Origin of the sequence: Tunturiibacter empetritectus (genome assembly GCF_013410875.1) — a bacterium.
Taxonomy (GTDB): domain Bacteria; phylum Acidobacteriota; class Terriglobia; order Terriglobales; family Acidobacteriaceae; genus Edaphobacter; species Edaphobacter empetritectus.
Window position 1 is genome coordinate 1,183,261 of sequence record NZ_JACCCU010000001.1, and the last position, 22,274, is coordinate 1,205,534.

Annotated in this window: 17 protein-coding genes; 9 read left to right on the forward strand and 8 right to left on the reverse strand. The window is 57.2% G+C overall.

The window, feature by feature from the left end; all coding sequences use genetic code 11:
* Window positions 1-18 precede the first annotated feature (18 nt).
* The 3 genes from HDF08_RS04935 to HDF08_RS04945 form a co-directional block, all read right to left on the reverse strand.
* Window positions 19-1,515, reverse strand: coding sequence for a hypothetical protein (locus HDF08_RS04935; RefSeq protein WP_353068479.1), 1,497 nt, complete (start codon window positions 1,513-1,515; stop codon window positions 19-21).
* A complete protein-coding gene (locus HDF08_RS04940) occupies window positions 1,512-2,693 on the reverse strand; it encodes a hypothetical protein (RefSeq protein ID WP_257030873.1) in 1,182 nt (393 codons plus the stop codon). The genes HDF08_RS04935 and HDF08_RS04940 overlap by 4 nt, the downstream gene beginning before the upstream one ends.
* A gap of 85 nt (window positions 2,694-2,778) precedes the next feature.
* Window positions 2,779-3,612, reverse strand: a complete 834-nt coding sequence (locus HDF08_RS04945) for a TetR/AcrR family transcriptional regulator (protein WP_218884495.1) — start codon at window positions 3,610-3,612, stop codon at window positions 2,779-2,781.
* A gap of 154 nt (window positions 3,613-3,766) precedes the next feature.
* Here HDF08_RS04945 and HDF08_RS04950 point away from each other — a divergent pair, with 154 nt between their 5' ends.
* Window positions 3,767-5,353: a flavin monoamine oxidase family protein gene (locus tag HDF08_RS04950; protein ID WP_373563123.1), complete on the forward strand. Its 1,587-nt coding sequence runs from the start codon at window positions 3,767-3,769 to the stop codon at window positions 5,351-5,353.
* A 28-nt stretch (window positions 5,354-5,381) separates the two neighbouring features.
* Window positions 5,382-5,873, forward strand: coding sequence for a RidA family protein (locus HDF08_RS04955; protein ID WP_179637452.1), 492 nt, complete (start codon window positions 5,382-5,384; stop codon window positions 5,871-5,873).
* A gap of 187 nt (window positions 5,874-6,060) precedes the next feature.
* Here HDF08_RS04955 and HDF08_RS04960 read toward each other — a convergent pair whose 3' ends face one another.
* Both HDF08_RS04960 and HDF08_RS04965 read right to left on the reverse strand, forming a co-directional pair.
* Window positions 6,061-6,336, reverse strand: a complete 276-nt coding sequence (locus tag HDF08_RS04960; protein ID WP_179637453.1) for a hypothetical protein — start codon at window positions 6,334-6,336, stop codon at window positions 6,061-6,063.
* A gap of 176 nt (window positions 6,337-6,512) precedes the next feature.
* The gene (locus HDF08_RS04965; RefSeq protein ID WP_179637454.1) at window positions 6,513-6,686 is read right to left on the reverse strand and encodes a hypothetical protein; all 174 of its coding nucleotides are present in this window, start codon (window positions 6,684-6,686) and stop codon (window positions 6,513-6,515) included.
* A gap of 156 nt (window positions 6,687-6,842) precedes the next feature.
* Between HDF08_RS04965 and HDF08_RS04970 the strand changes: the two genes are divergently transcribed.
* Window positions 6,843-7,223 (forward strand): HesB/IscA family protein, encoded by a 381-nt coding sequence (locus HDF08_RS04970; RefSeq protein ID WP_179637455.1) that lies wholly within the window; start codon window positions 6,843-6,845, stop codon window positions 7,221-7,223.
* Between the two features lie 477 nt (window positions 7,224-7,700).
* Complete coding sequence (locus tag HDF08_RS04975) at window positions 7,701-10,160, forward strand: beta strand repeat-containing protein (protein ID WP_179637456.1); 2,460 nt, start codon at window positions 7,701-7,703, stop codon at window positions 10,158-10,160.
* A gap of 280 nt (window positions 10,161-10,440) precedes the next feature.
* Here the strand turns inward: HDF08_RS04975 and HDF08_RS04980 are convergent, their stop codons facing one another.
* Entirely contained in the window at window positions 10,441-12,120 is a 1,680-nt protein-coding gene (locus HDF08_RS04980; RefSeq protein WP_179637457.1) for a DHA2 family efflux MFS transporter permease subunit, read from the reverse strand.
* Window positions 12,121-12,280: 160 nt separating this feature from the next.
* Between HDF08_RS04980 and HDF08_RS04985 the strand changes: the two genes are divergently transcribed.
* A complete protein-coding gene (locus HDF08_RS04985) occupies window positions 12,281-12,868 on the forward strand; it encodes a TetR/AcrR family transcriptional regulator (protein ID WP_179637458.1) in 588 nt (195 codons plus the stop codon).
* A 103-nt stretch (window positions 12,869-12,971) separates the two neighbouring features.
* On the opposite strand, the gene HDF08_RS04990 is transcribed toward HDF08_RS04985, so the two are convergent.
* Window positions 12,972-16,367 carry an FG-GAP-like repeat-containing protein gene (locus HDF08_RS04990; protein WP_179637459.1) on the reverse strand — a complete coding sequence of 1,132 codons (3,396 nt, stop codon included), beginning with the start codon at window positions 16,365-16,367 and terminating at the stop codon, window positions 12,972-12,974.
* A 267-nt stretch (window positions 16,368-16,634) separates the two neighbouring features.
* Between HDF08_RS04990 and HDF08_RS04995 the strand changes: the two genes are divergently transcribed.
* The 3 genes from HDF08_RS04995 (at window position 16,635) to HDF08_RS05005 (ending at window position 19,527) form a co-directional block, all read left to right on the forward strand.
* On the forward strand, window positions 16,635-17,834 hold the full coding sequence (locus tag HDF08_RS04995; RefSeq protein WP_179637460.1) for a type II secretion system F family protein: 1,200 nt from the start codon (window positions 16,635-16,637) through the stop codon (window positions 17,832-17,834).
* A gap of 256 nt (window positions 17,835-18,090) precedes the next feature.
* On the forward strand, window positions 18,091-18,762 hold the full coding sequence (locus tag HDF08_RS05000) for a DUF2306 domain-containing protein (protein ID WP_179637461.1): 672 nt from the start codon (window positions 18,091-18,093) through the stop codon (window positions 18,760-18,762).
* Between the two features lie 3 nt (window positions 18,763-18,765).
* Window positions 18,766-19,527 carry a DUF2959 family protein gene (locus tag HDF08_RS05005; protein WP_179637462.1) on the forward strand — a complete coding sequence of 254 codons (762 nt, stop codon included), beginning with the start codon at window positions 18,766-18,768 and terminating at the stop codon, window positions 19,525-19,527.
* 209 nt (window positions 19,528-19,736) lie between these two features.
* Here the strand turns inward: HDF08_RS05005 and HDF08_RS05010 are convergent, their stop codons facing one another.
* Entirely contained in the window at window positions 19,737-20,300 is a 564-nt protein-coding gene (locus HDF08_RS05010) for an HdeD family acid-resistance protein (protein ID WP_179637463.1), read from the reverse strand.
* A 237-nt stretch (window positions 20,301-20,537) separates the two neighbouring features.
* Here HDF08_RS05010 and HDF08_RS05015 point away from each other — a divergent pair, with 237 nt between their 5' ends.
* Window positions 20,538-22,172: a GspE/PulE family protein gene (locus HDF08_RS05015; protein ID WP_179637464.1), complete on the forward strand. Its 1,635-nt coding sequence runs from the start codon at window positions 20,538-20,540 to the stop codon at window positions 22,170-22,172.
* The last annotated feature ends 102 nt before the right edge of the window (window positions 22,173-22,274 follow it).

Here is a 22,274-nt window from a genome sequence, read left to right on the forward strand (position 1 = left end):
ATGCAGATCGAGGAGCGCTTATGGAACGATGACGTCGAAGGCTCCGGTCTCGATGGTCGCGCCGTGCTTCATCTGGATGAAGATTCGATAGCGGCCAAGGGAGGGAAACCCATACGGGAACACGACGATGTTGGAGAGCGGCTCGTTGTGCGTACTCATGTCCGTACTCATGTCCATACTCATATCTCCGTGGCCGCTTGCGTCCCTACCGTTCGCGAGCATGAGCGCAGCCATCGCAGCGGACCCTTCAGGATGAGTGTGAGCAAAGACGGTGCCGTCCGTCTTAACAAATGCCGCGTGACCTGCCATGCCCATGTAAGGCTGGACATCCGGAGCGGGTCTACCATTCGCGTCCAGCAGATGGAATCGAAAAGCATATGCAGTGCTCGCGCTGATGGTTGAGGGGCAATCCCACACCATCACGTATCCATCGGGTAGTTTGTATGAGTTGCCAAGCTCGCCGCGGCTCAGAGGCGTAGGAGAGCCATTCGCATCATCGGGACCAAGTGGCCCGCCTGGCATATTCAGAGGAACGGTGATGGCAGAGACTAACGTTTCAGGGAAGCCATTAGCGTGGACGATGTCGCCATAGAGCTTGTAATCTCCAGCTGGCATTGAGGGCAATGCAATACGGAAGTCTCCTGGTGCTGTTAGTTCGGGATGCAAGTGGAAGACTTCATCCATCTCAGGCTCACGGATGGCATAGAGATGCATCAAGTGGCCGTGATCGAGGAGAAGATCCCTATTGGAGCGCGAGCTTCGCTCTTTGCCGCCCTCGTCGGCGACTACCTTGAGATTGAGCAGATTGCCAGAAAGCGTTGTCTCGACTGACATGGGGTGATAGACATTCAAGGAATAGGTTGCGGCCTCGACGTTCCACCAGATCGCGCCGCCCCAAATCAGAAGAGCCATGAATGCGAGACTGCCGACAGTAGCCAGAATGGCTTTTCGTCTTCGACTAGGCGATGGAGATGCGCCGGGCTCAAGTCGCGCATCACGGACGGCCGCAGCAACGATACCCGCCATGCTGACAACTAGAAAGAGGCCAAGGATTCCTAGTGTGAGACCAAGGCCGTGCTGCATCTTCAAAGTCGAGATGGCGACAGCTGGCACGGGAACCGACGTGATCTGATCTCCGGCATCTCCTGCAATCTCGAAGCGAACCTGCCAGGAACCGGAGGCCATCATCCAGATGCTGCCAGTGAAGAACGCGGGATCAGCAGTAGAGCTCGTCATCGGGTCTGATGTTGGAGGATGCTTCGATGCCTCGCCGGTGATGGGAAGCGGCGTGATGTGAATGTTTCTGACGGTGGCGCCGCTGGAACGTACTTCGACCGAGGCCACGCCGGGTATCACAGTCGGCATACGAATCGTGACGAAGAGCTTGTAAGGGCCGGCGTTGATCTGCTCAAAGACGTCCTTACTGCCGACGTGGGCGTGGGCTAAATGAGGAGCGGCAAAGAGACAAAGTATCGAGAGCAGGAGAAGGCGAACCGGGCTGGACAAAGGGCTCACCTTTGCACGCTCCGCATCCAGCGACCGAAGCTCAGTCCGATCCAGGTTCCGATGGAACCGTAGACAGCAGCGCGCAGCAGACCGCCAAATAGGACGGTGCCATGGTCAGGCTCGAAGAAGATGCGCATCCGGTCGACGCCATTGGGACGGGAGTTGTAGTCGAAGTAGCCGGTGCCGAATAACCGGTTTTCCGATGCTTTGGATAGCAGGAAGTTTGCGAACGGCCATTCAACAACCATGAGGACCGCGATGAATAAGAAGCCGGAGACCAGAGCGACCATCCAGGGCTTCCATTCGCGGGTGCGTTGCCAGAGGAGATCAAGTGCGAGTGCAGGAACAACGATCAGGATAGGGAACTTCGCAGGAACCATGTGCGTGACTGGATAGAAAACAGGTCCGAGCTTCGGTTGCGCCGGGAAGAGAGGCAAGATGAGAATCTCACAGATAGCGACGATCATGTACACAGCGGCGGTTGAGGTCGCGGCCCATTTGTACCGCGACGCCTGCGAGAGCATTGCGAAGATAACTGGGAGAGCGATTCCCATCGCGACGTAAGGACTTACCGAGTGAAGCTTCACGTCCCAGGTGTATTCCATCAGGAAAAACATCTGGCCGCCTATGAATAGTCCGCCGACATACAGAAAGAGACGCTGGAGAGTTTTGAAGGTGCGCTCGCTCGATTCTTCAGCGGAGGCTCGATTCATTGCGGCGAGAATCAGAAAAAGTATGCCGATTGCGACGCAACGAATGCCGAGAATCAGCAGCGTGTGGGGTGGGCTGACGATTTTGACATCAAGGCCGTACGCGGCGTGCCACCAGTTGTCGAACGGGGCCGAAGTGATCATCGCGATACCACCCCAGGCGGCGATGAAGGCGCCAAGAGGGGCGCGAAAGCCGAGAACATTCACTGAGGCTGCGCTCCCTCGTGAAGAGCGCCCGAACGTATTGACCAACATGAGATAGCCGCAAATGATCGCGGCCAGAACTCCGCAGGCGTAGATAGCCATGTGTGCTGGAGTCCAGAAGCTGTCCCGGCCGATGGAGCGATGCCAGGAGACGTCCCACGCTCCGCCGATCGAGGAGGAGGTGACGGCAAGCGCGCCGCACCAGATATACCAGGGAACGCTCGCGGCCTTCGCACTATCAGCGTACGGAATTGGGAAGGTAGAGGAAGCCATGAAACCTCACTGTCGAAGCTGCGATGGCCCTATCTTATATGTTGCCGAGCTTCAAGTTATCTCACTTTCGCAACCGGAGGCTGGCCTACTCCTTTCTGAGAATGAGGGCATCGATGCGTGAACTACTTTTTTGTTTCGCGAAGAGCGCGGGAGACAATTTTTTCCTTACTGCTTGGCGCGGGGATCCGAGATGCCGGAGTGTTCCGTTTCGTCCTCTTCCGTGGATCGCGTTAGCCACGGCATGAAGGGCTTCGTTGGAAAATTCGAGATCGTCGACGACGCGGGCGATGACGACAGCGCCGACGAGACTGGCGTAAAGTGCGATGGCGCGTTCGCGACGAAGACTTGCAGATCTGCCCTGAACGATTTCGGAGAGGTAGTTGATGAAAGGCTTCAGTTCTTCGGTCACGGCGTGTCGCGCGACCGAACCTTGACGTGCAATCTCGGAGCCGAGGGCGGCTATGGGACAGCCCCGGCCAGCGTTGTCCCGATGTTTGGCAGTGAGATACTCATTCGCGAGAGTTTCTAGGGGAGCACTCGAGTGATCCATGGTGCGGATCCAGTTGTCACGCATCCGGGCGACAGCGCGTCCGCACGCCTGTGCGACGAGATCTTCTTTTGATTTGAAGTGGCCGTAGAATCCGCCATGGGTGAGACCGGCGCTCTTCATGAGATCGGCAACCCCAATACCGTCGATGCCGTGCTCTCGAAAGAGTTTGGTTGCAACGTCAAGGATTCGTTCGCGGTTCTGCGCTGCCTGGATTCGGCTTACTCTCATCGAAGATCGACCCTGAAGTTGATTGAAGTTCGGATGATATTTTATGACGATCATCATCTTTGTCGCATGTGGCGCTTGCGGCGTTACATTCATTGCTGAAATTTGCTGACCAGTATCGAAGTTTTGCGATAGAGTAGACATATCTTTTCGAAAAACTGGTTTCTTTAGCTCCGTGCTTCAGGCGATGCGGCTTCCGCGAAGTCTTTGCGGAGCTTCCATTCCTTTCCGTTCCGCCAGGATGTTCGTTCTCTTGCAGCTGCATCAGGAGTTGAATTCATTGGAAGAAAGAGGTGGCATGATGGGAATCTCCCGACGCGATTTTCTGATGCGAGTGGGTCAGGTGGGTGGCTACAGTGCCGCGTTTGCAACGATGCAGTCTCTCGGGCTGATGCCGATGAAGGGCGCGGAGGCTGAGCCGATTCAGGCGGCGGCTGGGTCCGGCAAGGGCGTGAAGGTGGTGGTACTGGGCGGTGGGATCGGGGGCCTGGTCTCAGCCTATGAGCTGCAGAAGTTGGGATACGAAGTGACTTTGCTGGAGGCACGCGAGCGTCCGGGCGGGCGTAACTGGACTGGGAGGGCAGGACAGGAGGTTTGTTTCTGCGATGGAAGCAAACAGGCGATCAACTGGGAAGAGGGAAACTATCAGAACCTCGGCCCCGCGCGGCTGCCTAGCACTCATTGGACGATGCTTGGATATTGTCGCGAGCTCGGCGTTCCGATGGAGGTGGAGATCAATACATCGCGTTCCACCCTACTTCAGAACGACCGGGCGAATGATGGGAAGCCAGTGCCGCAGAGGAAGGCGATCAACGATACGCGCGGGCATGTTTCGGAGCTGCTTTCGAAGTGCATTGCGCATGGGGCGCTGGACTCGGAGTTAACCAAGGAAGACCGTGAACGGATGACGGCATTTCTGAAGGTCTACGGACCGCTGAACGATAAGGGTGCGTATACGGGTTCCGACAGGGCAGGATATAAGACGCCGCCGGGGGCGGGGTCTCAGGTGTCTGTGCCGGAAGCACCGATGGATATGCGGGTGTTGTTGGATGAGAACTTCTGGTTTGATCTGTTTACGGAAGAAGCTTGGGACTGGCAGGCGACGATGATGCAGCCGGTGGGCGGGATGGATCGGATCCCATATGCCTTTGCGAAGGCGCTGGGACCGGTGGTGCAGTACAACTCGCCGGTGACCGAGATTCGGAAGACATCGAATGGCGTTCGCGTGTCGTATACGCAGGGCGGCGAGACGAAGCAGGTGGATGCTTCTTACTGTATTATCGCGATGCCGTTTTCAATCTTGAAGAAGACTCCGAATGACCTGTCCCCGGCGTTCAAGAGGGTTGTGGACGAGAGCACGATGGGCGGCGCCTACAAGATTGCGTGGGAGAGCAGAAGGTTCTGGGAGCAGGACTACAACATCTACGGTGGGCTGTCGTATCTGATGCAGGGTCCAAGCCCGATCTGGTATCCGTCGTCGCGGTTGATGCACCAGACGGGTGTGGTGGTATCGGGTTATACAGATGAGCTGAATACACCGTTCTACGATATGACTCTAGATGAAAAATTTGCGGCATCCCGAGCTTCGATCGAGAAGATTCATCCGGGCCATGGAAAAGAGTTGATGAATCCCGTGTTCTGTGGATGGAGTCGAGTGCCTTGGAATGAGGGCTCGTGGATCAACAAATATGGCGGCGGCAAGAGCGGGTATGACGTGATCATCCAGGCGGATGGGCCGATCTACTTTGCCGGCGACACGGCCAGCCACATTGTGGGATGGCAGGAGGGTGCGGCGTTGAGTGCTCGTCGTGCGGTTGGAATGATCTCTGAAAAAGTGAAGTCAGCGAGACTGGCCGGTGCTGCCACTGGTGCAGTGCTCAGCTAAATTTTTCTGCAAGCATAGGGAGTGATTGATGAAGCTTAAGACTGGTGTGATGGCGGCAGCGCTGATGGCTGTTGCATGTGGAGTGCAGGCACAGGTTGTGGTGAAGCATCTACAGCCAAATGAGAAGTCGCCTATCGCGAATGGCGTGTGGGCTGGCGATACCCTCTACTTGAGCGGGCAGCTGGCTTCGCCGGTGACACCTGCGGATGAGGCGAAGGGAACTGCTGCGGTTTACGGCGATACGAAGACGCAGGCCTTGAGCGCGTTGAACAAAATTCAGGCGCTACTGAAAGAGCAGGGGCTGGATATGAAGGATGTCGTGAAGATGACGGTGTTTCTGGCGGGAGATCCGGAGAAGGGCGGCAAGCTGGATTTTCCGGGTCTGCAGGCGGCGTATACCCAGTTCTTCGGCACGAAGGATCAGCCGAATAAGCCAGCGAGGAGTGCTTTTCAGGTGGCGGCACTGGCTGCTCCCTGGGCGTTGATTGAGATAGAAGTGATTGCAGTGAGAGGGAAGTAGGCTCGTTGCCGCAAAGTATGTAGTAGGCGTTTGAGGACACACATTCAGCCGCCGGGAGGTAGAGCTTCCTACAGGAAAGGCTCTACCTCCCGTTGTTTCTGGAACGATTTTCCAAGGCATTTAGCTGGCTGGCGACAGAGAGGACGACACAGTCCTTGCGGGACGGGTCGGCATGTGTGTTGGCGATCTACCTTAGGTGCTGCCAGGCGTCGAAGGTGAAGATGCCGATGATGCCTGCGGTCATAACGGCTGCCGCAACGCCAAAGACGCGAACAAATGGGGCGATTTTAGTAACCTTGCGGACAATCTCGGTCTGCATTTGTTGAGAGTGAGCCGAGACGCCGTCACTGAGGAACAGTTGGTCCTCTTCATAGCGGGTGAGCTGTCCCTTGTAGGCGAGAAGCGCGAGGAAACAGGCTGAAAACACCGCCCAGACGATTAGTAGAACAGGTAAAACGCTCATAGCGGTTCCTCCGCCCTGTTACAGGGCCGACGTTCTTTTTTCGGGCGATATGCGTTCCGATGGAGCGATGGTTCCCGATGTTTCGGAGCAGGCCGTCCGCCGCAATCATACGCTCTGGAGGGTGCGGTTCGACAGGGTTTTTCGGGGGGAGACTAACTTATAACGAGCCTGAAACGTTAGTGCTGAGAGGCCCAGCGGATGGCCAGAAGTGCAATGGTCACAACTACAGTGAGCACGGCAGACAGCATGAGGAAGATGAACCATGCTGCACGATTTGCAGCCTTGGGAGAGGGCTGGGTGATGCCCATGGTGTTGATGAAAGCGTTCGAGATGAAGAGGAGGAGCTTCACATTGATTAGATGGAATTACCGGGGAATCGTAGCAGGATTCTTAGGCAAGCAGTTGAATCGGAACAAGCTGCGACGCATCTTATACACAAGGGCTTGCCGGAGCGGTGGCGGGCGCATACACTTAAAGATGTCTGAATGAGACAAGGAGATTTGCTGATGGCTACTGCATCCGTTACCCCCGAAGTTGTTGTTGGAGCGCCAGTTTCGACTACGCCTGTGACCCTGACCCCGGCTGCGATCAATAAGGTTCGGGAGATTATGGCAACGCAAACCCCGGTTCCTGCAGGGCTTCGGATTGGTGTGGTTGGCGGCGGATGCTCGGGTTTCCAGTACTCCATGTCGTTCGAAAATCAGAGCGGGATGATGGACAAGGTCTATAAGTTCGAGGATCTAAAAGTGTTTGTGGACGCGACCTCAGCAATGTATTTGCAGAATTGCACAGTGGACTATGTGGAGACGCTCGAGGCGGCTGGCTTCAAGTTTGAGAATGCCGCGGTGAAGAGCACCTGCGGTTGCGGTTCGAGCTTCAGCGTCTAATAAGACTCACCTGAAATTCTAGAAAAAGGTAAGAAAAAAATCCCCGGCTGGTGCCGGGGATTTTTCTGCGTTTAATGGGCGTTTTTTGAGGGTGTTTCAGGAAAAAGCGGTGTTTCGACGTGGTGTTTTGATGGTGTAGATGTGGTGGCTTGCGTGGTGAAGATGGTGTTTTAGCAGTCACATTTTGAGGTCCGAAAAATACGCCACGGCTTTCAGGTTTATTTTCAGGGTCTTCTGGGGTGAGGAGCTCGAGTCAGATCTCGGGGTATCGGTCGGGAAGCGGCCAAGAAAGCCAGAAAGAGCAGTCGGCGGAACCCTCCGATTGGGGTAATGAGATAGCACGGAAGGTGTAGTAATCTCGAAGATCTTTGCGGCTATCTTGGCTAGAGATTCATCTTTCGCTCCTCATTGGACGTTGAGCCATATACCAAGGGGATGGGCCCAAGCTAAAAATTGCAGTTCCGTCCAGGAGCCCCCGTGCTTAAACCAGCTGCGTATGTTGATTCGCTCACCTCTTCGTCACTCTTCCCTTCGCCCCGCGGCATTTCAGGTGGCGGAGGACGATCAAGCCGTTCGGCTATGCTTTGGTCGTGCAGCCAGCTTCTGGCGGTCACCTTGCTGCTGGTGATGACAGCCTGCGGCAAGAGTGCGAAAGACCCGTTCGCTAAGTTCCCCACCATTACGAGCCAGCCTGCGAATCAGAGTGTGACTGTAGGACAGACGGCTACGTTCAGCGTTACTGCGACCTCGACGGTCATGCCGTTCACTTATCAGTGGTTCGATAACGGAACCGCAATCGCAGGAGCCACTTCAAGCACCTACACCACTCCTGCCGCGGCGATTGGAGACAATAGTTCTCAGTTTAAGGTCACTGTATCCAATACTTCCGGGTCGGCTACCAGCAATCCCGCCACGCTTACGGTGACGGTTGGCCTGCCAATGATTACGACGCAGCCTGCAAATCAGAGTGTGACTGTTGGACAGACTGCTACGTTTAGCGTTACCGCGACCTCGACGGTCATGCCATTAACCTATCAGTGGTTCGATAACGGAACCGCAATCGCCGGAGCCACTTCAAGCACCTTTACCACTCCTGCCACGACGGCTGGAGACAATAGTTCTCAGTTTACCGTCACTGTATCCAATACTTCCGGGTCGGTTACCAGCAATCCTGCCACACTTACGGTCACGGCTGGCGTGCCGCCGGCGATTACGGCGCAGCCAACAAGCGTGAATGTTTGCACTCATGCTTCGACAACGCTCTCTGTATCGGCGCTGAACGCAGGGACCTACCAGTGGTTCCTCAATGGATCGCCGATTGGGGGCGCCACGAGTTCGAGCTACTTCATCGCCAGCGCCGCCGCAACAGATGCCGGCAGCTATACCGTGGCAGTTACAAATGCTGCGGGTACCGTCACCTCGCAAGCGGCCACGGTCTCAGTAGGAACGTCGATCACGACGAATCCTATGAGCCTTTCGATCGCCCAGGGTCAGACTGCAGCATTCTCGGTTGCGGCTGCGGGCGAGGCTCCGTTTAGCTACCAGTGGTACCTTATCGCTTCCGGCACTTCGAGTGGAGTTGCGATCAGCGGTGCGACCTCGAGCACTTATACGACCCCGGTAGAGGGCGTTAGTTCCAGCGGCTCAAACTACTACGCCACGGTGACCGATACCTGCGGGAATGCTCTTACCAGCACCTCGGCAACCCTGACAGTGACTACGGGCAATGTGCCGCCCACCATCGTCACGCAGCCTGTTAGCCAAACGGTCGCCAGTGGCAGCACTGCAACCTTTACAGTGACTGCTAGCGGACCTGGAACGCTTACCTACCAGTGGTATCGCATTCCGGCAGGAATGATCAACGGGGTAGCGATCTCTGGCGCAACCGGCACCACCTACACAGTTCCTGCGTCGAGTACTGCCCTCAGCAACGACCAGGATGGCTACTATGTCATCGTAGTGAACAGTTACGGACAGGCCACATCCCAGACAGCCATTCTTTCGATTGGCAATGGAATTCAGATAACGAAGCAACCAGTGAGCGTATACGTCAGCGCGGGGCAACCAGCTACTTTCTCCGTAACGGCGACTTCTTTGCTGCCCCTGACCTATCAATGGTTTGAAGCCGCGGCTGGAACCTCCACCTTCACCGCGATTGCAGGGGCGACGGGTGCGAGCTATACGCAGGCTACGACAGCCACCACCGACTCCGGCTCGGTCTTTTATGTGGTCGTCAGTAACGGGTCTTCTACTCCTGTCACGAGCACCTCTGTCTTACTTTCCGTTGGACCTCTAGGAGGTATCAGCAATTTTTGCTCTGGATGGGCACCGGTGGCTGGCAGTACAACTACCCCTACCCCTAATGCTAACTGCGAGGTCCAACTTTCCTCAGCTGCGAACGATCAAAGCTCGGCAATCGTCTGGCCGAACCTTATCCCAACGGGCAACCTTCAACTCAGCTTCACGTTCACGACCACCGATGCGAGCACTCCGCCCGCGGATGGCTTTGCCATGACGTTGGGAGACCCCTCTCTCGGAGCAACGACCAGCAGCATTGGAACGGCGGGAAGCGGCCTGGGAGCTGAGACAATTCCCGGAGTCGTGCTCGTCTTCGACGATTACCGTGATGGCCCCGATCCAGCCGTTCCTTATATCGCCGTGGGTCGAGGAGAGGGCGCGCTGTGGGAAAAGCCGTACACTCTCATCAATGGCAATATCCCTCCGCTTGCCACGGCAGGGGCCACGGTCTCACATGATTATGTCGTCTCCATCGTTCAGGGGATGATGACTGTCACGATGGATGGCCAGCAGCTGTTTTCAGGCAGCGTCGCTGTTCCTCCTGTCGCCTACCTCTACTTCAGCGCAGCTACCGGCAGATACTATGAACAGACAACCGTCAGCAACTTCTCAGCCACAGTTGGCGCACCGTCAAATTAGCGGACGAGGAGAGATCGAAAGAGTTGCCTTGTCAGTAGGTGTCTTATAGTCCGGAGGCACGGCAGCAGCGGCGTGCCCCGGGCAGTCGTCACGACTTAAACACAGGGCGGAGTTACTCTTCATGGTGGGCTCCTGTGGCCGGCGTCGGCGAATCAGGGAACTACCAGTTGCCTAGTTCCTCAGATAGCGACTCTTGCGCCCGGTTCCTGGTTCCATGCCACTGAGAAGTCCCGACAAGCCGGCAGGAGCTATGCGAAATTGTTGTCGATCCAAGACTAGGTCAGTGGGCTTCTTCGGACTTGCCGCTGGGTTTGAAGGCTTTGGTGAGCAGGACTATCGGGGCTGCGATGAGGGTGATGATGCCGATGATGTGGAAGCAGTCCATGAAGGCGAGGAGCTGGGTTTGGGCGTGGAGCTGGTCGTAGACACGTCCGTAGGCTGCGCTGATGGCGTCTGCTGGGGAGAAGCCGTGAGATTGCAGGTAGGAGGCCGTCTGGTTGATGTTCTGCTGCAGGGTGCCGTTGGAGGAGGCGAGGTTTGAACCTACGCGCTCCTGGTGAAAGCTCTGGCGCCGGTCGGACATGGTGGTGATGAAGGCGATGCCGAAGCTGCCACCCCAGTTACGGAAGAAGTTGGTGAGGGAGGAGGCCTTGTTGTTTTGTGCCGGGCTTAGCTGCGAGTAGGCGATGACCGAGAGCGGCACGAAGAAGAAGCCGTAGCCGAGGCCTTGCAGGGCGCGGGCGAGGGCGTAGTGTTTGTAGTCGGTGTCGAGGTTGAAGTGGCTGTAGTGGAGGAACGACATGCCGACGATCATGACGGCTCCGAAGAGCAGGATGCGGGGCTTGACGATGCCTCGCTGAACCAGTTGCGCGCCTACGGGGGCCAGGAAGGTGATGACTAAGGCTCCGGGTCCGAGGACTAGGCCGGCGTCGATGGCGCGGTAGCCGTAGAGGGACTGGAGGAGCTGCGGGATCATGGTGGTGGAGGCGAAGAGGCCGAAGCCGAAGATGAAGTAGAAGAAGTTGGCGATGGCGAAGTTGCGGATCTTGAGGAGGCGGAAGTCGATGATGGGGTCGGGAACGTGGAGCTCCCAGAAGACGGCAGCGGTGAGACAGCCGATACCGATGACGAAGCACCAGATGATGAAGGGGGAGCCGAACCAGTCGTCGATCTGGCCGCGGTCGAGGAGGACTTCGAGGGCTGCGGAGCCGAGGCCGACGAGGGCGATGCCGATGCCGTCGACGCGGAGTTTTCCGGGCTTGCCATTGAGGGCAGGGCCGCGGACGGTCTTGCGCTCTTCGGCGTAGCCCTCGGGATCGTGAACGAAGCGGTTGGTGAGGAAGAGGGAGAGGATGCCGACGGGGATGTTGATGAAGAAGACCCAGCGCCAGTTGTAGTTGTCGGTGATCCAGCCGCCGAGGACGGGGCCGATGGCGGGGGCGGTGACAATGGCGACGGTGTAGAGGGCGAAGGCGGAGGCGCGTTTGGCGGGAGGGAAGGCGTCTACGAGGATGGCTTGCTCGACCGGGGCGAGGCCGCCGCCGCCGATGCCTTGCAGGACACGCGAGAGGAGCATGATGCCGAGGGTGGGGGCGATTCCGCAGAAGAAGGACGTGATGGTGAAGAGGGTTACGCAAGCCATGTAGTAGGTCTTGCGGCCGAAGACGCGGGAGAGCCACGCGGACATGGGGAGGACGACGGCGTTGGCGACGAGATAGGTGGTGAGGATCCAGGTGACTTCGTCGTAGGAGCGGCCGAGGCCGCCGGCGATGTAGGGGAGGGAGACGTTGGCGATGGAGGTGTCGAGCAGCTCCATGAAGGTGGCGAGGGTGACGGTGAGGGCGACGACCCAAGGGTTGATGAGGGGACGGGCTGGGCGCTGGGCGGCGGACTTGGCAGGCTGCGGGGGAGCGGCGGGCTGAACGGGCTTCGGTGGCTCGATGAGGGTGGCGGTGGCCATGGACTTCTGGATCTCCTCTCGGTTTAGGGCGGCGTTCTGGGGTGCGGTCTCAAAAAAGAGACTGAACGGTTTCTTTAAGCATCTGATTCATTTGAGGCGCCGCTTGATTCGTTTTGTTGCTGTAGGATTTCGGGGCGGCCGCGAGGGTGAGGATAGAGATATGGGAAAAGGGGAGTTAACGCGGCAGAGGATTATCGAGGAGGCGGCGCCGATCTTTAATCAGCGGGGGTTTGCCGGATGCTCGATGCAGGATGTGCTGGATGCTACGGGGCTGGAGAAGGGTGGGGTGTACCGTCACTTCGAGAGCAAGGAGGAGCTGGCGGCGGAGGCGTTTCGGTATGCGTGGGGGCGGGTGGCGAAGGCGCGGCGGGAAGGGCAAGACGCGATTCCGGGTTCGGTGGAGAAGCTGAGGTACTCGGTGAGGCGGTTTGCGGAGACTCCGGGGATTTTTCCGGGGGGGTGTCCGCTGATGAATACGGCGATCGATGCGGATGATGGGAATCCGCTGCTGCGGAGTTTGGTTTGTGCGGCGATGAAGGAGTGGAAGGCTCGGCTGGCGAGCATTGTGGAGGCTGGGATTGCGGCGGGGGAGATTCGGGGTGAGGTTCAGCCTCGGCGGGTTGCGAACGTGATCATTGCGACGTTGGAAGGCGCATTGATGATCAGCCGTCTGGAGGGGAACCGGGTGGCGGTACAAGACGCGAGGGACGGGCTTGAGATCATGCTGGGTCAGATTGTGGCGGCTTGATAGGGCGATGCGAGACACGAAAAATCCCCGATTGAATCTCGGGGATTTTTTGTTGGTGGAGGTTTGGTGGCGACTTTATTCTTCGCTGTCGATCAGCTGCCGGTTATTGGACCGTCACCTGGAAGTTGATGGCGTGTGAAAGGTTGCCGGAGGAGTCTGTCGTGGTCAGGGTGACGGTCTGGACACCTACTGGGGTGCCCGGATTGGTGGGAGGGTTAGAGGGTGAGGAAGAACTGCAGCCTGAGAACGACAGCAGACCAGCGGCCAACAAGAGTGTGAGCAGGCTTGCGCGTGCGAGACGGCGATTGAGTCTGAAGATCCGGCGCGGGGTGAGGGTCAGGAAGAGAAGACTGGCCCAGGCGATCCCTTGCAGCGGACCGGATAGGTTACGCAGGAAGGCAGTCGGTGGTGCGGTTGTCGTGATGGTTAGAGTGGAGGTTGCCGAGCCGGTGGACGGCGTTATGGAGGATGGAGCGAAGTTGCAGGTCACTCCGGTGGGCAGGGTACCACAGGAGAACTTGACCGTGCCCGTGTAGCCACCCACAGGGGTAACGGTGAGGGTGGTGGTGGCGGATTGTCCGGCCTTGATGGTTGCGGAGGACGGGGAGGCGGTGACGGTATAGTCCGGAGCGGGGATGGTGACGGTGACCGGTGCGGAGACGCTGCTCAGGTTGGCAATGTCGCCTGCGTAGCTTGCTGTGACGGTGTAAATGCCAGCGGCTGTGAAGGTGAAGGGCAGGACTGCTACTCCGTTGGTCACAGGAGCTGTGCCAAGGATCGCGGTTGCGGAGGCAAAGGTTACCGTTCCGGTCGGATTGAGTCCTGAGACGGATGCGGTGAGGGTGAGCTGTTGGTTCGTTCCGGCGCTCGCCGCAGAGACGGAGAGAGTGGTCGTCGAGCTTACCGGAGCGACGACGATCGAAACTGCGTTTGAGGAGCTTGATGTGTTGTTGGTGTCTCCGGCGTAGTTGGCGATGACGGGGTAAGTGCTTGCCGTCGCGAAGGACGTGGCGAGTGTGGCACTTCCGTTGATAATGGACGCTGTTCCGAGTGCTTTGCCATTGCTGGCGAAGGAGACTGTGCCAGTTGGTGTGGCTCCTGTGACCGTGGCGGTAAACGTGAGTTGCTGACCGGGTGCTGCGCTGTTAGCTGAGGCCGCGAGTGTGGTTTTGGAGGGAAGTAGTGCTGGAGGAGTCGACGCAGGGTTGAGTTGGTTCAGGAGCGAGTACACGGCTTGGCCAAGCGAGTATGCTTGGCCACTGAAACTGAGGTAATCCAATTTGTTGTCGCCTGGCAGGTTTGGCGCCTGATTATTCAACCGGGCGAGTTGACCGAGAGGACCGACATTGACAGGATAGGTGTTCGGGTCAGCAGTGAAGTTGCCTTTACCATCTCCGAAATAAATGGTGACAGATGAATTTAGGCCACCTGTCGCAGGGTTGAGCAGATCGAGGTGTCCGTCTCCGTTGAGGTCGCCGACCGCTGTGCCAAAGCCAGCTTTTGTAAAGAAGGGCGTCGTCTGAAAGGTTCCGTCACCGTTTCCGGCATAGATCCCGCCTCCGGCAAGCAGGTCGGGGATCCCATCCCCGTTCAGATCGCTTGTAACAACCCCTCCAGTGGGCCAGGGCTGTTCCTGGAAGGTGCCATCACCATTTCCCAAACTGAGGGTATTGCCGCCAATGATATCGAGCTTCCCGTCGTTATTCACGTCTACGACTTGTCCAAGAGTGGATTGATCGTACCCGACCGGGGGTGCCGAAACCGCTATGGGAGCGGCGAAGGTTCCGTCTCCCTTGCCTGCAAAAAAGAAAGTTCCTGTGGGAAAAGCGGGGTTCTCGTGGGCGTCGAGTCCGCCGTAAGGTACAAGAAGGTCGAGCTTGCCGTCGCCGTTGAAATCGCCGACTGCAGGTGTGCCTGCCCCATAGAAGCTCAGAGCTGCTGGGGCGGGACTCGCCTTGAAGGTGCCGTCGCCGTTACCGCTGTAAAAAAACATCTGTGCGTTTGCGGTAATGACTTCCCCATGGGAGTCAAGTGATCCGGGCAGGATGATGATCGCGTCCGGCTTGCCGTCGCCATCGAAATCTCCTGTGACGATGACTGGCGGGTTCTTTATATATTGCGGCGGTTGGGTGCTCCCGGTATTTTGCGTGGTGACCGCGAACCTCCCGTTTCCGCGCCCCAAGGCGGCTATCAAATTTCCGCCAAAGTCAACACCGAGCACATCGGTGAGGCCATCTCCGTTAAGATCCGCAGTGATAGGAGTTCCGATTTGTTGTGTCGATGTCGATGCGTACGGCAGAACGGTCGCTGGGGATGCTTGAAAGGTGCCGTTTCCGTTGCCGACAGCGGTTACCGATTCTACATTTGACTGAAAGTAGAGGTTGATATTGCCGTTGGCTCCCGACAAGGCTACGGCATAGGTGGACAAGCTATAGCTCTCTCCCATGGAGAGGCCACCATTCCCGTCATTGATAGCGATGGAGGTAACACCGCCGACCAGGGCGAAGTTCGTGACGCTGCTCGTAGTTGTGTTCTGGAAGGGAACGATCTGCGCATAATTCATGGACGGGTTGAGAGCAAGGGTCGCGCCAGTCGTAAAGTTTTTACTTGGATCCCCAAGTAAAATCTGAAGTGATATGGCAGGAGCTGACGGGTCCTGGCTCTGTGGGTCCGAGCTGAGATATGCAACATCTGCCAGTCCGTCTCGGTTGAAATCTCCAGTGACGAAACTCTGGCCTATTGAATTTGTAGCGACGCTCGCGGTTATAAGCTGTGGAGAGTTTAATGTCCCATCTCCCTTGCCGTAGTAGACCGCTAGTTGCGCATTGCCTGCGATGATGTCCTGTTTGCCGTCACCGTTGAAGTCACCGGCGCCGATGAACCTGAAGGTGACATTTGTTGGGGCGGAATATAAGACGGACGAAGAGAGCGATCCTGGTTTTCCGCTGCCTTGGTTCAGCAGTACACCAACTTCGTCGCTGTTCGCGATAACGGCAATATCAAGATAGCCGTCTCCATTCAGGTCGATGGCAATTACCTGGGTCAAGATGGGAGCAGCCGCGCCTGGAATTGTGACAGCGTAGTAGGACGCCGGTTGAAAGGTGCCGTCGCCGTTCCCGAGCAGCACGCCGATGTATCCACCTCCACACGAGAATGCGAGATCAAGCTTAGTGTCGTTGTTCAGATCTGACGCCAGAACATACTGCGGGGTGCATGACAGTGGGATGCTTGTAAGAGTTGGTGACGACGTCGGGCCGTTGTTCAGACTTATACCCATGGCGTTGATGCCGTTGGACGTAGCTTCGTCGATTCGACCATCGCCGTTGAAGTCGCCCAGGGCCATATTGGGCTGCGGGGAAAGGGCAAAGTTATACGGAAGAACTGGGAAGATGGGAGTTTGAGTCTGAGCGATGGCGGGGAGGGTGAGGAGAATGGCGATCAGAGAGACGAGGAGCGATCGGGCTCCGGAGGGGGTCTTGCACCAAGGGGTCGCAGTCATTGTGGCATGTCCTTCAAAAGATGCTCGGCGGGAACGGGTTTGTGAAGCTCGTACTGTGCGCTTTATGCGGCGTCATGCCGCCAAAAAGATTTATTTATGGCGACGAAATGTCACCCAGATAATACAGGAGCGGGGTTTGCGGTCGTTGAGAAATCTTATGACCTGTTTGGGGGATAGTAACGTGTGTCCTTCGGAGACGCGTTTTGGATGTGGGAACGTCTAAGATGGACGAAGTAGCTTTGAGCGGAGACGGGTGCCGTAGGTTCTATGACTGAGTTTGTGATCAAGCTGGCGGATGAGCGTGGACGGGTGATGGAGCAGAGCCATGCGGCGGCTACCGCGGAGGAGCTGAAGGCGCGGTTTACCCATGCAGGATACTTCGTGTATTCCGTCAAGGCGAAGAGTGCGCTCGGGGCTAGCAAGAAGAAGGTGAAGCTGGAGACGTTCCTGGTCTTCAATCAACAGTTTCTGACGTTGATTAAGGCTGGGTTGCCGATTTTGGGGTCGCTGGAGCTGCTGGGCAAGAGGCAGAAGATTCCGCACTTTCGCGCGCAGCTGGAGGACGTGGCGGCGCGGGTGAAGACGGGGGAGTCGATCTCGCAGGCGTTTGAGGCGCAGGGCGGATTTCCGATTGTGTATACGACGACGCTGCTGGCGGGGGAGCGGTCGGGAAATCTGGAAGAGGTGTTGCAGAGGTTTCTGGACTTTCAGCGTGTGTCGCTGACGTTCCGCAAGAAGCTGAAGGCGAGTTTGATCTATCCGGCGCTGCTGGTAGTGATGGTGATTGGGTTGTTTATCTTTCTGATCACGTTTGTGGTGCCGCGGTTTGCGCAGCTCTATGACCAGCTGGGGACGAAGCTGCCGGCGCTGACTACGTTTCTGCTGGACCTGGGGCGGGAGGCGCAGGCTTACGGGATTTATGTTGCGGTGGTGGTGGGGGCGGTTGGATTTTTGCTTTATCGGTGGTCGAAGACGGATGCTGGGGCGAGCCTGATCGATAAGATTCGGATCAAGCTGCCGGTGTTTGGCAGTGTATGGCTGAAGTATCAGGTGGGGTTGTTTTCGCGGACTCTGTCTACGCTGTTGACGGGTGGTTTGCCGTTGGTGCCTTCGCTTGAGACGGCGGCGAAGTCGATTGATTCGCGGCAGATTGCGAGTGCGGTTTACAAGTCGGTGGAGACGGTTCGCGAGGGCAAGGGCTTGTCGGTGAGCTTGCAGGCGACGAAGGTATTTCCGGAGCTGGCGATCGAGATGATCGAGGTGGGCGAGTCGACTGGTGCGCTGCCGCAGATGTTGAACTCGGTGGCGGAGTTCTTTGAGGAGGATGTGCAGACTAATCTGACGGCGGCGATGAGTCTGATTGAGCCGCTGATCTTGATCATGATGGGGCTGGTGGTGACGACGATTTTGATTGCGCTTTATCTGCCGATCTTCAGTTTGAGTGCGGGTGGTTCGGGCGGCCAGTAGATGATCTTGGCCTTCCGGCCGGGACCGCTACGCGCGGGGCGGTCACTTCGTGACGGGTATACCTCCTTTGGATCGCTGCTCCCGGTGGTCGCTTGAAATCTATGTGCCGACCATCGGGAGGTCTAGGGCGAAGCCGGTATACACGTCACGAAGTGACCGCTGCCCGCGCAGGGCGCACCTGAAGGTACTTCGCTGCGTATTCTGGTTGCCCTCGCAAGTCTGCGCGGGGGTTTGTAGCTCAAGGATAGGAGGGCATATGAGCGCTAATGCTCCGGTAGAAGGGGTGGCTCGTGGTGTCTATCCTGCGTGGCTGAAGGTGGGCTTCTGGATCTGCGTTGTGATTGCGGTTGCGGTGGTGCTGCGTCGAGTGGCGGTGCTTGCTCATCCTGGGCAGGGTGGGTCTGGTGGATTGTCGCCTACGGCAGCCCTTGATGCAGTGTTTGCGTCGCACGCTGCTTTGACGCTGGCGCATATTGTTCCAGCGATGGCGTTTGTTCTGCTGAGTCCGTTGGTGTTGTTGCAACGACCGACGACGATGTGGGCGGAGCGGTTGTTCTTTCCGCTGGGAGCCTGGGTGGGAGTTACCGCGTATGCCATGAGCGCTTATCCGGTAGGAGGGTGGGTGGAGCGGTCGGCGGTTCTGTTGTTCAATAGTCTCTTCCTGTTTTCGCTGCTGCGGGCCTTCGTGGCTGTGCGACGCGGCGATGCGGTTGAACGGATGCGCTGGATGTTGCGGGCGGTTGCGATTCTTCTTGGTATTGCAACCACGCGGCCGGGGATGGGTGTGTTTTTTGCGACGAGCCGGTTGACGCATCTCGAGCCGGCGCAGTTCTTCGGCATTGCATTCTGGATTGGATTTTCGATCAACACGATTGCTATCGAACTGTGGCTGCGCTCGAGGGGCAATCGGCTTCCTGTTGCAGGTTAGAGATTGATTCGGGCTGATCTTCCGTTGATTCAAGAGATTCGGGTGGATTCGGGGGAGAGGTTACAATTCGTCAAGCTTGGACGGGTGGAGGAGTTGACTGTGATCTCTCGGCGTTGGGTGTTGCGAGGCGTGGCGGCGGTGGCTCCGCTGATGTTGCTGAGTGGGTGTACGAGCTCGTACTACAAGGCGATGAAGACGTTTGGCAAAGAGAAGCGGGACATTTTGGTGTCGCGCGTGAAGGACTCGAAGAAGGATCAACAGCAGGCGAAGGAACAGATCAAGACGACGATGGAGTCGTTCCAGGCGTTGACCGGGTTTCAGGGTGGGTCGCTCGAGAAGAACTACAAGAAGTTGAATGGAGAGTATGAAAAGGCTGCGGATAGTGCGCAGAAGTTGCATAACCGCATCGACTCGATCGATCAGGTTTCGGGGGATCTCTTCAAGGAGTGGCAGAAGGAGATCGATGGGATGGAGAACAAGAAGCTGAAGGCGCAGTCGGCGGTGATGCTACGGCAGTCGCGGCTGAGTGAGGCGGGGTATATCAAGTCGATGCGGCAGACGGAGGCGCGGATGACGCCGGTGATTACGGCGTTTCGGGATCAGGTGACGTTTTTGAAGCACAATTTGAATGCGCGGGCGATTGGGTCGTTGAAGGGGACTTCGGCTCAGATGTCGACGGATGTAGATGTGCTGATGGTGAGTCTGGATGCGTCGATTGCGCAGGCGGATACGTTGATTAATTCTTTGAATGCGGATCAGCCTTAAAAGATGATGTCCTGCCGGACGGGCCCACTGCGCGTGGGGCGGTCACTTCGTGACTTGTATACCGGTCCTGGCAGGATCATCAGCATGGGGGCCTCGCGATGCTCGGCGTCATCTTCCTTCCGACCAACGGGAGGAGCAACCGAAGGGGTACACGCGTCATGAAGTGACCGCTCTCCGCGTAGGAGGCCCGTCCGGCAGGACGCTATCTTTTAGAGGCTTTGATTAAGCGCGCGTTTGGCAGCGAGCGAGAGCATGAGGCGCGAGAAGCCGCTAAAGATCATGCTGATGCCGACCAGCGTTCCAATGACCCAGACCGTGCTCGCAGGCCACGAGCGCCAGATCATGATGGCGAGGATCAGCGTGATGACGCCGTCGAACAACAGCCAGCTCGCTCCGTGGCGGGGGCGAAGCTGGAACGACTGGATGATCTCCACGATTCCTTCGAAGACCAGGTAGACGGCAAGGATCAGCGTGAGGACGATGAGCGCGTCGAGTGGGTGCAGCAGAAGATAGATTCCGGTGAAGAGGTAGATGGCGCCGACGAGCAGCTCCCAGAGCACGCCGCCGGTGGTATGGGTCTTGAAGGCGAAGACGAAGTGGGTGATTCCGCTGATGATCATGGCCCACGCGAAGATGAGGGTGACCGCGAGGCCGGAAAATGGCGGAACGAGGATCGCGAAGAGGCCGGCCAGGATCAGCAGAATACTGAGGGCGATGGACCAGTTGATGGCTTTTGGAGCGAGAGCGGAGAGGGTCGGCGGGTAGGTACTCATAGAGTAGTCCTCCAAAAGACGTAGGTTGCTGAGCCCAAACGTAGTTGGGCGGAGGATACCATAAGAGGTGATTCTGCTGAATAATAGAAGACTGGACGACAGTTTTCGTCTTCGACGAGTCCTGGATTTTGAGCAAAGTTTTCGTAGAAACGGTTCGCGTAGAAAAAGCCGTTTGAACACACTGTGAATGACGCGAAGGTGTGAGTGACGGTTAGTTACAAAGGGAGTCTTACGGATATGGCAATGGCACCGTTGGCAATACCGATCAATGAAGCGGGGATGGGCGAGGTGGAGCGGGCGCAGCTGCTGGCGCGGCGCTATCGTGCTGATTTTGTGGACCTGAAGAACTTCAAGATCTCGCATGAGCTGTTCAAGAGCGTGCCTGTGGACATGATGTTCCGGTACAACTTTGTGCCGCTGGAGCAGATGGAGGGCAAGCTCGCCATCGCGGTCTCCGATCCTTCGAAGCTGATGGTGCTGGACGAGATCTCCGGGCTGTTGGGGCAGCGGCTGGTGACACGGGTCGCAACCCTGAGCCAGATCACCGAACTGCTGAAGAAGACCGAGCAGAGCCAGCGGGTGCTCGACGAGGCCAGTGAGGGTCTTGCATTCGACGTGTTGTCGGGAGACGACAACCAGGACTCGAATATCTCGATTGAGCGGCTGACCAGCGAAGACGATATCTCGCCAATCATTCGTCTGGTGGATACGACGATCTTTACCGCGCTCGAGCGGCGCGCCTCGGATATTCACCTTGAGACTTTTGATGATTCGTTGCTGGTGAAGTACCGCATCGACGGCGTGTTGCAGCAGGCGATGGCTCCGATTGCGCGGGAGCATCACCAGACGATTCTTTCTCGTATCAAGGTTATGAGCGAGCTGGATATTGCAGAGCGGCGCGTGCCGCAGGACGGACGTTTCCGCGTTCGCTACAAGGGCAGGTTGATCGACTTTCGTGTGTCGATTATGCCGACGGTGCATGGCGAGAATGCTGTGCTGCGTGTGCTCGATAAAGAGTCGATGTCGGAGAAGTTTAAGTCGCTGTCGCTAGATGTGGTGGGGTTTGCGGCGAAGGATCTTGAACGGTTTCGGCGGTACATCAAAGAGCCGTATGGCATGGTGCTGGTGACTGGGCCGACGGGTTCGGGTAAGACGACGACTCTTTACGCGGCGTTGAACGAGATCAAATCGGAAGAAGATAAGATCATCACGATTGAAGATCCGGTCGAGTATCAGATCCGCGGGATTACGCAGATTCCGGTGAACGAGAAGAAGGGGCTGACGTTTGCGCGAGGGCTGCGGTCGATTCTGCGGCATGACCCGGACAAGATTCTGGTCGGAGAGATTCGCGATGCGGAGACGGCGCAGATTGCCATCAACTCCGCGCTGACGGGACACCTTGTGTTTACAACGGTGCACGCGAATAACGTGGTCGATGTGCTGGGTCGGTTTTTGAACATGGGTGTTGAGCCTTACAACTTTGTTTCGGCGTTGAACTGTATTCTGGCGCAGCGGCTGGTGCGGCAGGTTTGTGAATTTTGCGTGAGAGATGTGCACTATAGCGATGCCGAACTGTTGGCGAGCGGTCTGGATCTGCACGAGTGGCGCGGGTTCAACTTTCGCGAGGGACCGGGTTGCATTGAGTGCGGCGGGACGGGGTATCGTGGGCGGTCGGCGATCCACGAACTGCTGGAGCTGGATGACGAGATTCGCGAGATGCTGTTGGCGAAGAAGCCGGGAAGCGAGATTCGCAAGAAGGCCAAGCAGAAAGGGATGGCTTTTCTAAGGGATTCGGCGCTGGAGAGAGTAAGGGACGGGATTACGACGCTGAAGGAGATCAACAAGGTTACGTTTATCGAGGCAGGACGGTAGGGCGGGAAGATAAGGGCGGGACGGTACAGGCGGGCCGCGAAGTACGATTTGACACAGCGCACCATGTTGGTGACGTAGTGACAATCGATAGAGCAAGGTAGT